Origin of the sequence: Kribbella sp. NBC_00359 (genome assembly GCF_036097425.1) — a bacterium.
GTDB lineage: Bacteria > Actinomycetota > Actinomycetes > Propionibacteriales > Kribbellaceae > Kribbella.
Genome location: NZ_CP107975.1, coordinates 8,719,109 through 8,732,723 on the forward strand (window position 1 = coordinate 8,719,109; position 13,615 = coordinate 8,732,723).

The 13,615-nt window shown below is 68.9% G+C and carries 12 protein-coding genes; 8 read left to right on the plus strand and 4 right to left on the minus strand.

Annotated features, from left to right (window positions below):
* Window position 1 precedes the first annotated feature (1 nt).
* From hrcA to OG876_RS42060, 3 genes are all read right to left on the minus strand, one after another.
* Window positions 2-1,024, minus strand: coding sequence for a heat-inducible transcriptional repressor HrcA (gene hrcA / locus OG876_RS42050; RefSeq protein ID WP_328522328.1), 1,023 nt, complete (start codon window positions 1,022-1,024; stop codon window positions 2-4).
* A gap of 106 nt (window positions 1,025-1,130) precedes the next feature.
* Window positions 1,131-2,234, minus strand: a complete 1,104-nt coding sequence (locus OG876_RS42055; protein ID WP_328522329.1) for a Gfo/Idh/MocA family protein — start codon at window positions 2,232-2,234, stop codon at window positions 1,131-1,133.
* Window positions 2,219-2,860: a ThuA domain-containing protein gene (locus tag OG876_RS42060; RefSeq protein WP_328522330.1), complete on the minus strand. Its 642-nt coding sequence runs from the start codon at window positions 2,858-2,860 to the stop codon at window positions 2,219-2,221. Before OG876_RS42060 ends, OG876_RS42055 begins: the two co-directional genes overlap by 16 nt.
* A gap of 131 nt (window positions 2,861-2,991) precedes the next feature.
* On the opposite strand from OG876_RS42060, the gene OG876_RS42065 reads away from it, so the two are divergent.
* The 3 genes from OG876_RS42065 to OG876_RS42075 all read left to right on the plus strand — a co-directional run bounded on the left by OG876_RS42065 (window position 2,992) and on the right by OG876_RS42075 (window position 6,252).
* Window positions 2,992-3,762: an MBL fold metallo-hydrolase gene (locus tag OG876_RS42065; RefSeq protein ID WP_328522331.1), complete on the plus strand. Its 771-nt coding sequence runs from the start codon at window positions 2,992-2,994 to the stop codon at window positions 3,760-3,762.
* 104 nt (window positions 3,763-3,866) lie between these two features.
* Entirely contained in the window at window positions 3,867-5,402 is a 1,536-nt protein-coding gene (locus tag OG876_RS42070; RefSeq protein WP_328522332.1) for an NCS1 family nucleobase:cation symporter-1, read from the plus strand.
* A 25-nt stretch (window positions 5,403-5,427) separates the two neighbouring features.
* On the plus strand, window positions 5,428-6,252 hold the full coding sequence (locus tag OG876_RS42075; RefSeq protein ID WP_328522333.1) for a DUF3097 domain-containing protein: 825 nt from the start codon (window positions 5,428-5,430) through the stop codon (window positions 6,250-6,252).
* On the opposite strand, the gene OG876_RS42080 is transcribed toward OG876_RS42075, so the two are convergent.
* Window positions 6,227-8,806: a DUF3376 domain-containing protein gene (locus OG876_RS42080; protein ID WP_328522334.1), complete on the minus strand. Its 2,580-nt coding sequence runs from the start codon at window positions 8,804-8,806 to the stop codon at window positions 6,227-6,229. The genes OG876_RS42075 and OG876_RS42080 overlap by 26 nt on opposite strands.
* Before the next feature lie 152 nt (window positions 8,807-8,958).
* Here OG876_RS42080 and OG876_RS42085 point away from each other — a divergent pair, with 152 nt between their 5' ends.
* From OG876_RS42085 to OG876_RS42105, 5 genes are all read left to right on the plus strand, one after another.
* On the plus strand, window positions 8,959-9,549 hold the full coding sequence (locus OG876_RS42085; protein WP_328522335.1) for a hypothetical protein: 591 nt from the start codon (window positions 8,959-8,961) through the stop codon (window positions 9,547-9,549).
* A gap of 11 nt (window positions 9,550-9,560) precedes the next feature.
* A complete protein-coding gene (locus OG876_RS42090) occupies window positions 9,561-10,394 on the plus strand; it encodes a hypothetical protein (RefSeq protein ID WP_328522336.1) in 834 nt (277 codons plus the stop codon).
* Between the two features lie 3 nt (window positions 10,395-10,397).
* The gene (locus OG876_RS42095; protein ID WP_328522337.1) at window positions 10,398-11,234 is read left to right on the plus strand and encodes a hypothetical protein; all 837 of its coding nucleotides are present in this window, start codon (window positions 10,398-10,400) and stop codon (window positions 11,232-11,234) included.
* A 66-nt stretch (window positions 11,235-11,300) separates the two neighbouring features.
* Complete coding sequence (locus tag OG876_RS42100; RefSeq protein WP_328522338.1) at window positions 11,301-11,615, plus strand: hypothetical protein; 315 nt, start codon at window positions 11,301-11,303, stop codon at window positions 11,613-11,615.
* Entirely contained in the window at window positions 11,612-13,612 is a 2,001-nt protein-coding gene (locus OG876_RS42105; RefSeq protein ID WP_328522339.1) for a TOMM precursor leader peptide-binding protein, read from the plus strand. The genes OG876_RS42100 and OG876_RS42105 overlap by 4 nt, the downstream gene beginning before the upstream one ends.
* Window positions 13,613-13,615: the final 3 nt, after the last annotated feature.

A 13,615-nucleotide genomic window follows, 5' to 3' on the forward strand; every position in this document is an offset into this window, starting at 1 on the left:
GTCATGAGTCAGCCAGGATCTGGCTGACGTAACGCGCGACGGCGCGGACGGCGCCCATCGTGCTCGGATAGTCCATGTGGGTCGGGCCGACGATGCCGAGCGTGGCCAGCGCCTCCGACTTGGACCCGTACCCGGTCGCGACCACCGAGGTGGTGGCCAGTTCCTCGTACGGGTTCTCGTGCCCGATGCGGACCGTCAGGGTCTGCGGGTTGGTCGCCTCGCCGAGCAGCTTGAGCAGGATGACGTGCTCCTCCAGCGCCTCCAGCACCGGCTTCACGTTGCGCTCGAAGTCGTCGCCGTACCGGGTCAGGTTGGCCGCGCCGCCGACCGCGATCCGCTGCTCGCCGCCCTCGTCGGTGAACGCTTCCATCAGGGTGGTCACGATCGCCGCCACCAGGTGGCGGTCGGACGGGGCGAACGTCTCGCTGACCTGGGCCAGCGACGTCGTCGCGTCGGTCAGCCGCTGACCGGCGAGCACCGTGTTCAGCCGGGACCGCAGGTCCGCGATCAGTTGCTCATCGACGTCGTGCGGTGGCTCGACGATCCGCTGCTCGACCCGGCCGGTGCTGGTGATCAGGACCAGCAGCAGCCGGCGCGGGGTCATCGTGACGACCTCGATGTGCCGGACGCTCGACCGGTTGAGCGACGGATACTGCACGATCGCGACCTGGCGGGTGATCTGCGCGAGCAGCCGGACGGTACGGCGGACGACGTCGTCCAGGTCGACCGCACCGGCCAGGAAGGACGTGATCGCCTTCTTCTCCGCCGGGGACAGCGTCTTGACCGTGCTCAGCTTGTCCACGAACAGCCGGTACCCGGCGTCGGTCGGGATCCGGCCGGCGCTGGTGTGCGGCTGGGTGATGTACCCCTCCTCCTCCAGCGCGGCCATGTCGTTGCGCACGGTCGCCGGCGACACCCCGAGGTTGTGCCGATCGACCAGCGTTTTGGAGCCGACCGGCTCGTGGGTCGCCACGTAGTCCTCGACGATGGCGCGCAGTACATCCAGCTTGCGGTCGTCCAGCACGCGCACCACCCTCTCTCGGCGTCGACCCTTGGCACTCCAGCGCTCAGAGTGCCAGTCTACCGAGCCGTAGTAGCTCGCACCGACGCGTTGCGGCGTGGGACGGGTCTCAGGCGGACTCGGGCGACGCCCCCAACGGTACGGCGGCCGGGCGGTCGACCGTGCTCGCGACGTCCACCGGCTGGTCCTGGGCGGCCGCTTCGAGGAGTGACTCGAGTACGTCGAGCACGTGGTAGGCCAGTGCGCCGTCGGCCCGGTGTGGCTCGCCGGTGCGCAGCGCACGCGCCATGTCCGCGACCCCGACTCCCCGGCCGGCTCCGGCGTACCCACCGCTGACCGGGACCTCGGTCCAGTCACGGTTCGTGGCCGTGGCGATCTCCACCGTGCCGTCGAAGCCGTTCGGGTCCGGCACCGACACACTGCCCTCGGTCCCGTGCACCTCGATCCGCGGCAACCGCGTGGCCCAGATGTCGAACGACATGAACACAGTGGTCAATGCACCCGACTCGTGCTCCAGTACGCCGGTCACGTGCGTCGGCACCTGGACCGGGAAGGTCTCGCCGGCCCGCGGACCGGTGTGGATCTTGCGCTCCTCCTTCGACCGACCGCTCCGCGCGGTGACCCGCCGTACCGGACCGAGCAGGGTGACCAGGCTGGTGATGTAGTACGGACCCATGTCGAGGACCGGACCGCCACCGGGCTGGTAGTAGAACTCCGGCGCCGGGTGCCACAGCTCGTGTCCAGGCGTGACGAAGGACGCGCTCGCGGCATGCGGTACGCCGATGTCGCCGCGGTCGATCACCGCCCGCGCGGTCTGGGTGCCGGTGCCGAGCACGGTGTCCGGCGCGCAACCGACGCGCAGGTTGTTGGCAGCGGCGTACTTCAGGAGGGGCTCGGCCGCGGCACGGTCCACGGCCAGCGGCTTCTCGCCGTACACGTGCTTGCCGGCTTCGAGCGCGGCCTGGTGCACCGGCGCGTGGGCGGCGGGGATGGTCAGGTTGAGCACGATGTCGACGTCGTCCGCGGCGTACAGCTCCTGCGGCGACAGCGCGCGGATGCCCGGGTTCTTGTCGGCGATCGCCTGGGCGCGGCTGATGTCCAGGTCGGCGACCGCGACCACGTCGACGCCCGGCAGCTTCGCCAGGTGGTCCAGGTAGGTGCCGGAGATGACTCCGGTGCCGACGATGCCGATGCCCGTCACTTGCTCGCCCACAGCAGCCCCCGCTCGATGATCGTGCGCACTTCGGGCACCTCGAGGTCGTCCAGCTTGTGGCCGACGGTGCAGACGAAGACCTTGCCCTCGCCCCAGGTCCGGGTCCAGACGGCCGGCATCACCGCGCCCTCGATCCACGGGTAGTCCGGGTGCGACTGGAACGTCGTGGTCGCGAGCACGGTGTCCGTCGGGTCGTAGTGGATGTAGTACTGCTCGGTGTGGACGTCGAAGTGGCTGATGCCCTCGACGATCGGGTGCTCGGCGACCACGTCGACGCGGTAGTCGGTGAAGCCGTGCGGGTGCGAGATGAACTGCCCGCCGACGATGAAGTTGTAGTCCGCGCTGTTCCGGAACGAGTCCGCGATGCCGCCGTGCCAGCCGGCCAGACCGGTGCCGTTCCGGATCGCCGCGTCCAGGCCCTTGACGTGCTCGGCGGGGATCTCGCTCATGGTGACGCACTGCAGCACCAGGTCGACACCGTCCAGGTTCAGGTAGCTCTCGGTCGTGTCCGAGACGGTGACCTCGTAGCCGTTCTCCCGCAGGAACGGGATGAACAGGTCGGTCGCCTCGACCGGGGAGTGACCTTCCCAGCCGCCCCGGACCACCAGTGCACGTCGTGTCGTCAAAACGTCCGCCCTTCGAAAGTTTTCGGAGCAGCGCCGAAAATTGCGAGCCGCCACCGTGACAGTAAGCCCGTCCCGGGCCGCCTTCAAGTCCGATTCCGTCACCTGGATCATCGGCAAGTACTGTCGGCGCCATGAGTGAGTGGGTCGAGGTCGGGGATCGGTGCTGGGTCCGGCGGTACGACGAATGGGACCTGAACGTCGGCCTGGTCGCGGGGACCGACGGCGCACTGCTGATCGACACCCGGGCCACGACCGAGCAGGCCGAGGAACTCCGTGACCATGTCCGGGAGGCGACCGACGTACCGGTGCGCTGGGTCGTCAACACGCACGCTCACTTCGACCACGTCGTCGGCAACAGCGTGTTCGACCAGGCCGAGGTCATCGCGCACGAGAACACCGCCGCTGCCGCCAAGCTGACGGCCACCACCTTCTCCGTCGCGAAGGTCGTCGACCTCGGTGATCGCCGGGTCGAGCTCCTGCATCTGGGCAACGGACACACCGACGGCGACGTGGTGGTCGTCGTACCGGATGTGGACGTGTTCTTCGTCGGCGATCTCGTCGAGGAGTCCGCACCTCCGTCGTACGGCGACGATTCCTTTCCACTCGAATGGCCCGAAACGCTCGACCGCGTGATCGGCCTGTTGTCGGACACCGCGAAAGTCGTTCCAGGACATGGCGCCGTCGTGGATGCGGAGTTCGTCCGCACCCAGGCCGGTGATCTGGGGACGGTCGCCAACACCATCTCAGGGCTCCATTACGCCGGCACCTCGCTCGACGACGCACTGAAGCACACCGACGACTGGCCCTGGCCGCTCGAGAAACTGCAGGTCGCGATCAAGCGTGGTTACGAGGTTCTCGGCACCCCGCGCCGACCGACGCTGCCACTGCTCGGTCCGAGCTGATGGCCTGAAGGCGCATTGTTGTAGTTGTCCGTTGACAGGACGTCACGTCGTACCGCACGTTGTTCCGAAGCGGAACGTCCTCGACGGATCGGGTGGTGGGGCCAATGACCACGACAGAGCAGACCGTTCACTCCGATGGGCGGGTCGAGCTGAGCGATCAGGACGCGATCGCGAACAGCCCGTACGCCAACGCCGAACTCGCGCCGACCCGGCTGCCCGAGCGGACCTGGACGACGTACAACTACGCCGCCCTGTGGATGGGGATGGCGCACAACATCCCGAGCTATCTGCTGGCGGCCGGCCTGGTCGCGCTCGGGATGAACTGGCTGCAGGCGTTCCTCACGATCACCCTGGGGAACCTGATCGTCCTGGTCCCGCTGCTGCTGAACAGTCATGCGGGGACGAAGTACGGCATCCCGTTCCCGGTCTTCGCGCGCGCCTTCTACGGCGTCCGCGGCGCGAACTTCCCGGCCTTGCTGCGGGCCTTCATCGCCTGCGGCTGGTTCGGCATCCAGACCTGGATCGGCGGGCAGGCCATCTACGTGATCGTCGGTGAGCTGTTCGGCAAGGGCTGGACCGACGCGTCCGCGATCGGCGGCCACCCGTGGACGATGTGGCTCAGCTTCGCGTTCTTCTGGGTGCTCCAGATGGGGCTGATCTGGCGTGGCATCGAGGGCCTCCGACGGTTCGAGAACTGGGCGGCGCCGCTGGTCACGGTCGCGTTCCTGGCGCTGATGATCGCGATCCTGGTCAAGGCCGGCGGGCTCGGCCCGATCCTGGACCAGCCGTCGAAACTCGGCTGGGGCAGTGACTTCTGGAAGATCTTCCCGCCGGCGCTGATGGGCATGATCGCGTTCTGGGCGACGCTGTCGCTGAACATGCCGGACTTCACCCGGTTCGGGAAGGGCCAGCGGCAGCAGGTCTGGGGCCAGATCATCGGCCTGCCGACGACGATGTCGTTCATCGCGCTGGTCTCGATCATCACCACGTCGGGCACGGTGCTGGTCTACGGTACGGCGATCTGGGACCCGGTCGAGCTGACCCGCCGGTTCGAGAACCCGCTGGTCGTGACGATCGGCCTGATCATGGCGATCCTCGCGACGATGTCGTGCAACGTGGCCGCCAACGTCGTCAGCCCGTCGTACGACTTCGCCAACGCGCTCCCCCGGTGGCTGAACTTCCGCACTGCGGGCCTGGTCACCGGCGTGGTCGGCATCGTGATCCAGCCGTGGCGCCTGATCTCGGATCCGTCCATCTACATCTTCGTCTGGCTCTCCTTCTACGGCGGTCTGCTCGCGTCGGTCGCGGGCGTACTGATCGCGGGGTACTGGCTGATCGACCGGACCAACCTGTTCCTCGCCGACCTCTACCTGCCCGACGGCCGCTACTGGTACTCCGCCGGCTGGAACTGGCGAGGCGTCGTCGCCACCCTGCTCGGCTCGCTGCTGGCCGTCGGCGGCGCGTACTCGAACCCTGGCGCCGGCCCGTTCCCGCAGGACGGCCTGATCCCGTTCCTCAAGCCGCTGTACGACTACTCGTGGGCGGTCGGTCTGGTCGTCGGCTTCCTCACCTACCTGGTCCTCACCATCACCGCACCGAGCCGTCAGGCCACCGCGACGCACGCCGCTCCCACGTTCTAGTCCGTCCACCGCATACGGTTGTGCGGTGGCTGATCGGTATGGGAACGACGTACTCAGTGGGGATTGGCGCAAGCCCAAGAACGGGCGGACCGTCGAGGTGGAGATCGAGAAGGGGATGGTCGTCGAGGAGCCGAGTTCGGGGTTCGTCGGTGCGATCGTGCGCTGGGAGCACGGGGTCGTCGATCTCGAGGACCGGTTCGGCAAGATCAAGACGTACCCGCTCGGTCCGGGGTTCTGGCTGGACGGCAAGCCGGTCAGCCTGAAGGCGCCGAAGAAGGCCGGGCCGGCGAAGAAGATCCGGACAGCGTCCGGCTCGGTCGCCGTCGACAACGTCCGGGCCAAGGTGGCCCGGGCCAGCCGCATCTACGTCGAGGGCCGGCACGACGCCGAACTGGTCGAGCGGGTCTGGGGCGACGACCTGCGGATCGAGGGCGTCGTGGTCGAGTACCTCGAGGGCGTCGACGACCTGCCCGGGATCGTGAACCGGTTCCAGCCCGGTCCCGGCCGCCGGCTCGGCGTCCTGGTGGACCACCTGGTCGAGGGCTCGAAGGAATCGAGGATCGCGGCCCAGGTCACCGACCGCCACGTGCTCGTGGTCGGGCACCCGTTCATCGACATCTGGGAAGCGGTCAAGCCGTCATCGGTCGGGATCAAGGCGTGGCCGAAGATCCCGCACGGGCAGGACTGGAAGAAGGGCGTGCTGCAGGCGTTCGGCTGGCCGGCCACCGATCAGGCCGACGTGGCCGCGGCCTGGAAGCACATCCTGTCGAAGGTGAACAGCTTCGCCGATCTCGACCCGGCGCTGCTCGGCCGGGTCGAGGAACTCATCGATTTCGTGACGCTGGACTGATCTCCGGCATCCGGTCCTCGATCCAGGACTGGATCCGCCGCCGTGCGCGCCGGACGTACCAGGTGACCACGCCGAGCGCCGCGGCGACCGCGAGTACCGCACCGGCCAGCACCGCGAGGACGATCCGTACGGCGGCCACGTCGACGATCCCGGCGACGACGAGGAGCACCACGCCGGCCCCAAAAGTTGCCAACGGCAACCACGGCTCGAACAGCAGCGGCCGCTGCGCCGGGCTCAGCTTCACCCCCCGCACCATCCGTTCCCAGGCGGTCTGCCGGGCCGGCTCGGTGAACCAGCGGGCGCAGCGCAGCAGCCATGACTCGGGCTGGTGCTTGCGGCCGGCCGCCGCCTTGACCCAGCCGCCGACCTGCGGCCCGAGGCCGCCGGAGACCGCCACCATCCGGTCGGCCAGACCCTTCGTGGTCGCCCGGCCCTCGACCGAACCGTTGAGTTCGTCCCGCATCGTCACCAGCGCGCCCAGGCCGGCGTCGGCCGGGAAGTCTTCGGCCAGCCGCTGGATGCATTCGGTGACGGTCTGGATCTTCCAGTCCTCGGCCTCCAGCACCTGCCGCTGGGTCTCGCGGATCCAGTCCGCGTCGGCGCCGAGCATCGCGCCGAGATGGGCGACACAGTGCAACCGGCCCATCAGCCAGTCCCACCGCCGCCAGTCCGCCGCACCGAACGCGCCGAAGTGCCCGACCTGCGTCCCGTACAGGATGCGGTCCTTGAGGTCGTTGGCGATCGAGCCTTCCGGCTGGTCGTCCAGCAGGGTCAGCGGGATGTCCGGCCCCAGCCGCAGGAACTGGAACGGCGCGCTGCGTTGCTGCGGCGTCCGCGCCGACGTGCACCGCGACACGATCTCCACCTCGAGCGCGGTGTCGATGAGCTCCCAGCCGATGGCAGCGATCAGGTCGAGGAACGTGTCACCCAGCGCACGCTGGATCTGCAACTCGTCGAAGATGTCGTTCAGCCCGATCGCGACCGCCTCGGCACCACCGGCCGGACGCAGATCGAGATCGGCCTTGGCCAGCCGCTCGTTCAGCGCGTCCCGCACCGCCTGCACCTGGAGCAGGCAGTCACTGGCCGCCTTCAACCGCCGCTCGAGTTCGGGTCGCTCGGCTTGCGGCGCGTCACTGACCCGGCCCCGCAGCGAGCGCAGGATCAGGCGTACGACGCGCTCCGCCGCACCGGTCCCCCACAACCAGCTCGGGTCCCCGTCGGCATCGTCCTGCAACGCCGCCGTCGAACCGTCCGGTCCGGGCACCCACGGATGCTTCGTCGCCAGGATCTCGTCGATCTCCGGCTCCGACAGCGCGGTCGCCGCGTCCAGCACGGTGGACTGGTCGTGGTTCGCGATCGTCACCGCCTCCCACACCCCGCCGGCCGCCCGGCCCCGCGAGTACACCGGCTGCAGCGCCGCGGCCGCCGCCTGCAGCCGGGTCCGCTCCTCTGGTTGCTTCATGCAACGATCAAAGAGCCGCTGGGTGTCCGACCAGGACGCGTCCGCCTCCAGCAGCAGCCGCTCGAGCTGCTCGACGTCGGACCGGAAGTCCACCTCGCGCGGGAACTGCACGGCCGACAGCGCGGCCACCCGCCAGCTCGGCTCCTTCGCCTCGGGCAACGCCGTCGACGCACTCCCGATCCCCGAGGACGGTACGACGTACAGCACGTACCGGGTCGCCCGTCCGGCCACCGGCCGCCGCGCGACCACGTCGAGCACCGGACCGAACGGCGCGTTGTCGAGGACGCCGCCGTCCACGAGCCAGGCGCCGGCCTCGCCGGTGGTCGGCTGCGTTCGCGGTGGGCTCGCGGCCAGCCTGGGCGTCTCCAGCACCGGCCCGAACGCGGCTGGGAACGACGCGGACGCGCGGGCCGCCCGGGCGAGCAGATTGGTGTCCTTCAGTCCGTTCTTGTCGGCGATGGAGTACGTCCGGGTCTTGCCGTCGTACGTCGCCGCGTTCTCACTGGTGAAGGCGTACAGATAGCGGTGATCCGGCACGACGAAGGCCTGTCCAGCGGCGTCCCTGGCCTCGAACTGCTGCACACCCAGCCCGGACGCCGTCACGAACAGCGTGACCGGCTCCTCTGCCGCGGACTCACCCGCGTCGGCGACCCCTTTGATCAGGGTGTCCAGCTCCTGCAGGAAGTACTTGCCGTCGAGCACCGAGGTCGCCTTCTGATCCGAGGGGACCAGCTTGCCGACCTCGAGCGAACCGAGCGCGACCCACTTCTGCCGCAGCCACGGCCCATCCTCGCCGTCGGGGTCCAGCGTCGAGCCGTTCGAGATCGCGGTCGCCAGCAACGACCCGTTCAGACCGCCGGCACTCGTCCCCGCGATCACGTCGACCACGACCCGCCGGTCCTCGTCGCCCTGCCGGCACAGATCACGCCATCGCTTGGCGAGTTGCTCGTCGTACGGCTGCGACTTCGGTGCCGTGCCGTCGCCGGACGCGCGCCGGATCAGATCCAGCTCGTGCGTCACTCCGCCCATCCAGACGGCCAGGCTGACCCCGCCGTTCAACACCAGCGCGATCCGGATCTCGTGGTCGGTCATGCAGCCCCCTCTGTGTCCTGCGTTGGATGACGCAGGGCACTGCTCAGAGATACCACGGTCATCACGTGGATTGACAGTTGTCGCAGCGGAGAGTGAACAAAAGGTTGTCGGCGTCTGCACGCAGGGTCATTCTGTTGCTGGGGGTGGTCGACATGCGCGAACTCACCGTGGGGATCGCGATGGTCGCCGTACTGCTGGCAGGGTGTTCGGACACGAATGACGGCGGTAGGCCGACACCCGGGGTGCTCACGACCCCGGACGACACCGGCGAGCCGGCGACCGAACCGACCAACCCGGAGAGCAGCCAGGCACCGCAAGAGCAGCCGGCGATCGAGCTCGCGTCCGCACCGATCGGCGGCAATGTCGACGTCGACGGCAGCAGGCAGTGCGCCGAGGTCAACTGGCTCGGGCGCAACCCGATCCCGGACGGGACCGCGATCAAGCTCGGCACGCCCGGTCTCGATCCGGGTGGTGTCTTCGACTGGGATCAGTCGTCGTGTGCGGGCGACCTCCGGCCGTGCACGAACGTCGAGTGGCAGTCGAGCAGCTTCCAGGCCTGCTACGTCGGCGTCCGCCAGATCGCGAACGGCTCCAAGGACGTCAGTCTGATCATCCCGGTCTCGGCGACCTGCGCGAGCCAGGAGGACTGCGACAGCCTGGCCAACGGCACCGGCGGCAGTCAGATCACCTTCGCCCCGGACGTCCTGGACACACCCACCACCGAGACCTCCGCCGGCGGCTGACGATGACCGTCATGATCTGGAGGCTGCTGGCGATCGCGGCGTTGGCCGTATCGGCGGTGAGTTGCACACATAAGCCGAGCGGCGGAGATACACCGAACGGCGGGGGTTTGCCGAGCAGCGCAGCTACACCGAGCAGCGCAGGTACACCGAGCAGCGCGGGTTCGCCGAGCAGCGCAGGCACACCCAACAGCGCAGGTACACCGAACAGCGCAGGTACGCCGAGCAGCGGGGCTACGCCGACGCAGGGACAGACCGTCCCGGACTCCCCCGGCGAACCGGCGCCCGAGCCGAACGTCACGGAGTCCACCGGTGCACCGGCGCCGGAGCCGACCGATCCGGAAAGCACGCAGACCAAGCAGCAGAAGCCGTCGATCAAGATCGCCAACGCGCCGATCGGAGGGGACAACCCCTCCGTCGACGGCGTCGACCACTGCGCGATCGTCAACTGGCTCGGCAAGAAGCCCATCCCGGACGGTACGACGATCACTGTCAAAGAGATCCACCTCGAGTCCGAGGGGGTCTTCACCCTGCGCCAATCGGCCTGCGGCGGCCGTCAGCCGTGTTCGGGCATCAAGTGGCAGTCGGGCGATCCCGCGCCGTGCTACGTCGGTGCCCGCCAACTCGTGAGCAGCAGCGACGAGGTACGCCTCATCATCAAGGCGAGCGCGGTCTGCGCCACCAAGGCGGACTGCCAGAGTCTCGCCGAGGGTTTCGGCGGAAGTCAGATCTCCTTCTTCCCCGAGGAGCTCGAGACGACCCCGAGCGAGACAGCCTCGAACGGGACCTCGCCGAAGGAGACGCCGTCGGCCGGGACCACGCCGGACGCGACGCCGTCGGGTGGGTGACGGATGGCCGACGAGCGGTCGCAGGCTGAGCGGTGGGTGAGTTTCGCCGCGGGCATCGTTGCGCCGGTCACGTTGATCAGCGCGCTGCTGTTCTACTTCGGCTACGTCTCGTCACGATCGCAGTACGAGTACTTCGGCATCGACGTCGACACGATCGGCCTGAGTACGCAGGACTACGTGATGCGCAGTCCGCAGCCACTCCTCGTCCCACTGCTCGGCATCACCCTGCTCGCCGTCGGCGGTCTGCTGCTGCACAAGGCGATCCATCCGACGGCTGTCGCCGTACGACGATCCGCCCGGGCGGCGGCCGCCGTACTGGTGGTCGGAGTGGCCGGCCTGCTCGCGTTTCCGCTGATCGGGCACCTTCCGTACTACGCCCTCGTCGTGCCGGCCGTGATCGGACTGGCCGCGGCCGCGCTCGCGTACCTGACCTACCTGCGTGCCAAGGTCGATCCGGAGTTCGGCACGCAGCGGGTGCTGATCGCGTTGCTCGCGGTCGTGACCGTGACCTGCGCGTTCTGGGCGACCGCGACGACAGCGCAGTACTCGGGCCGCGGACTGGCGAAGTCCGACGCTCGGCACCTGGATCGCTTCCCCGTCGTCATCCTGGACACGAAGGAGAGGCTCGCGCTGCGGTCACCGGGTCTGGAGGAGACCGCGCTCCGGGCGGGCGCGGGTCAGACGTTCCACTATCGCTATCGCGGCCTCCGGCTGCTCGTGGTCGGCCAGAACCGGATGTTCCTGGTCCCGCAGCACTGGAGCGCGTCCAATACAACCGTCGTCCTACCCCTGGACGACTCGATCCGGGTGCAGTTCCAGTTCCAGAACGACCCACCTTAAGTCTCGACGGCCCCAGGCCGCCGGGTCGATACTCGATGCAGGGTGGCACGACAAGAGGGGGAAGCGATGTCGGCTCCAGAGGATTTCGACGCGTTCAAGACCCAGATCGCCGAGCTGAAGAACGCGCTGGATGGCGTCAGCCCGGAAGAGTGGCAGGCCTACATCAAGGTCCGCAACATCCTGGCGACCACGACGGGTGGTCTCCAGCTCGAGAGCGAGTTTGCGGACGCGACGGCTTTTGCAGCGGGAGGAACTGTCTCCCACTTCAGGTTCGTGCACAAGTGCGCGATGTCGGGTCTGTTCGAGCCTGGGCTCGGATCGGGCACCAGCGGTGCCTACGACCCCGCCACCGTTCAGCGGTTCGCTGATCTCGGCGGATGACTTCGGTCCCGGACCGGCTGTCCCTGGTGTCGTCGTCAGATCGCGAGCGGAGCGTGCTCGCCGGTCGGCGGGCGGCGCTCCGCGTCGTGCTGATCGGGCGGGCGGATCTCGCTGACGCGATGAGCGCGGCGTTGACGAGCTCGGGTGTCGGTCCTGGCGGCGTGGTACGGCTTCCTTATCCGCGCAAGCGCGATGAACTGCCGGAGTTGATGACGGGTGCGGATCTTGTCGTCGCGGCCGGTGATGGCACGCTTCCGGTTCTCCATCCGTGGGTCAACACGACCGGTCTGATGCTGGACGTACCAACACTGCACGCCGAGATCGAAGGCACCCGGGCAACCATCGGTCCACTTGTGCTGCCCGGCGAAGGCCCATGCTTCTTATGCTGGCGGATGCGCGCGCTCGCCTGTGCGGATGATTTCACCGCGGCGATGGCAGACGAGGAAGCACTCGACGCCCTCCGGATCCCGGATGCCGCGCCGAGGCCTGTGCTGCCGGCACTGCTGCCGATGGTCGCCGGCAGGCTCGTGGCGGAGGTCTTCGCGCTGACGCTGGCGGTCGCCCCGCCACGGCTGGCCGGCAGCGTCCTGACACTCGACGCATCCGGCGCCGAGGAACTGCACCCGGTGCTGCCACGCCCGGACTGTCCGGCGTGCTCAGCAAAAGGCCGCCGGCCACGGCCCGCTGAGGGTCAGGCCGGCATGTTCGCCCAGCGCGCGGTCGATCCGCTGTGCGGCGTCGTCCGCAGGGTCGAGCTGATGCCGAAGGCGCCGACCGAGCCGGAGCGGCCGTTCATCGTCCGCGCCGAGCTTGCCAACTCGCACTTCCGCACCGGTGTCAACGCCTTCGTCTCGTGCTCGGGGAAAGGGTGGAGTCGTCAGCAGGCTCGACACAGCGCGGTCGGCGAAGCCCTGGAGCGGTACGCGGCAATGACCTGGCAACCGGAGCGCAGGATCAGTTCGACGTACGACGGATTGGACCGGCCCGGGCTGCATCCGCGGGACCTGGTGCTGTTCGCCGACCATCAGTACGACGTCGTGCCGTACCAGCGGTGGCGGCCGGAGACCGAGCTGGAATGGGTGCCGGCCCATTCGCTGGTGACCGGCGATGAGGTCTGGATTCCGTTGCTAGCAACGCATCTGGGCTACCTGCCGCCGACCGGGGCCGCGCTGTTCCCGGCCACGTCCACCGGCTTCGCGGCGTGGCCCGACCTGGCCGGCGCGACGCTGCGGGCGTTGCTCGAGGTAGTCGAGCGGGACGCGTTCGCGATCGCGTGGTCGCATCGACTGCCCGGGCGGTGTGTAGCGGCCGAGGACGTTCCGGACGAACAGACCCGCGCGATCGCCGCGCTGTACGCACGTCGCGGTGTCGAGGTCGTGGTGCATCTGTTGCCCTGCGACACGGTGGCGACGGTCGCACTCGCGATCATGTGGTCCGACCGGCTGCCCGCCGCGGCGATCGGCGTCAGTGCGGCACTGGATCCGGTCGCCGCCGCGCGGTCCGCGGTCCTCGAGGCCGGCCAGGTGCGGCCGATCCTGGGCAGCAGCCTCCGCGACCCCGCGGTTCGTGCCCGGGCGGCGGAACTGGCCGCGATGCCGGCCAAGGTGACAACCCTCGGAGACCACGATCTGCTGTACGCCGACCCGCGCGCGGCCGCGACCGGGATGCGGTTCCTCCGCGACGCGCCGCGGCAACCCTGGCCGGACGCCGCGCCAGTCCTTGCCCAAGGCAATGATGATGGCCTGACGGATCTGACCCGGTCGCTGGCCGCGGTGGCGCCGGACGTGCTCGCGGTGGACCTCACGCCGCCGGATGTGGCCGCTCTCGGGATCCACGTGGTGCGCGGTCTGGTCCCGGGCTTCGTCCCCATCTGGTTCGGTGCGGACCGGGCCCGGCTAGGTGGACGCCGGCTGCTCGAGATGCCAAGCCGGATAGGCTTGCGGCCCGGGCCGGCACGGCTGGACGAGTTGAACCTCGACCCGCACCCACTGGCGTGAGGC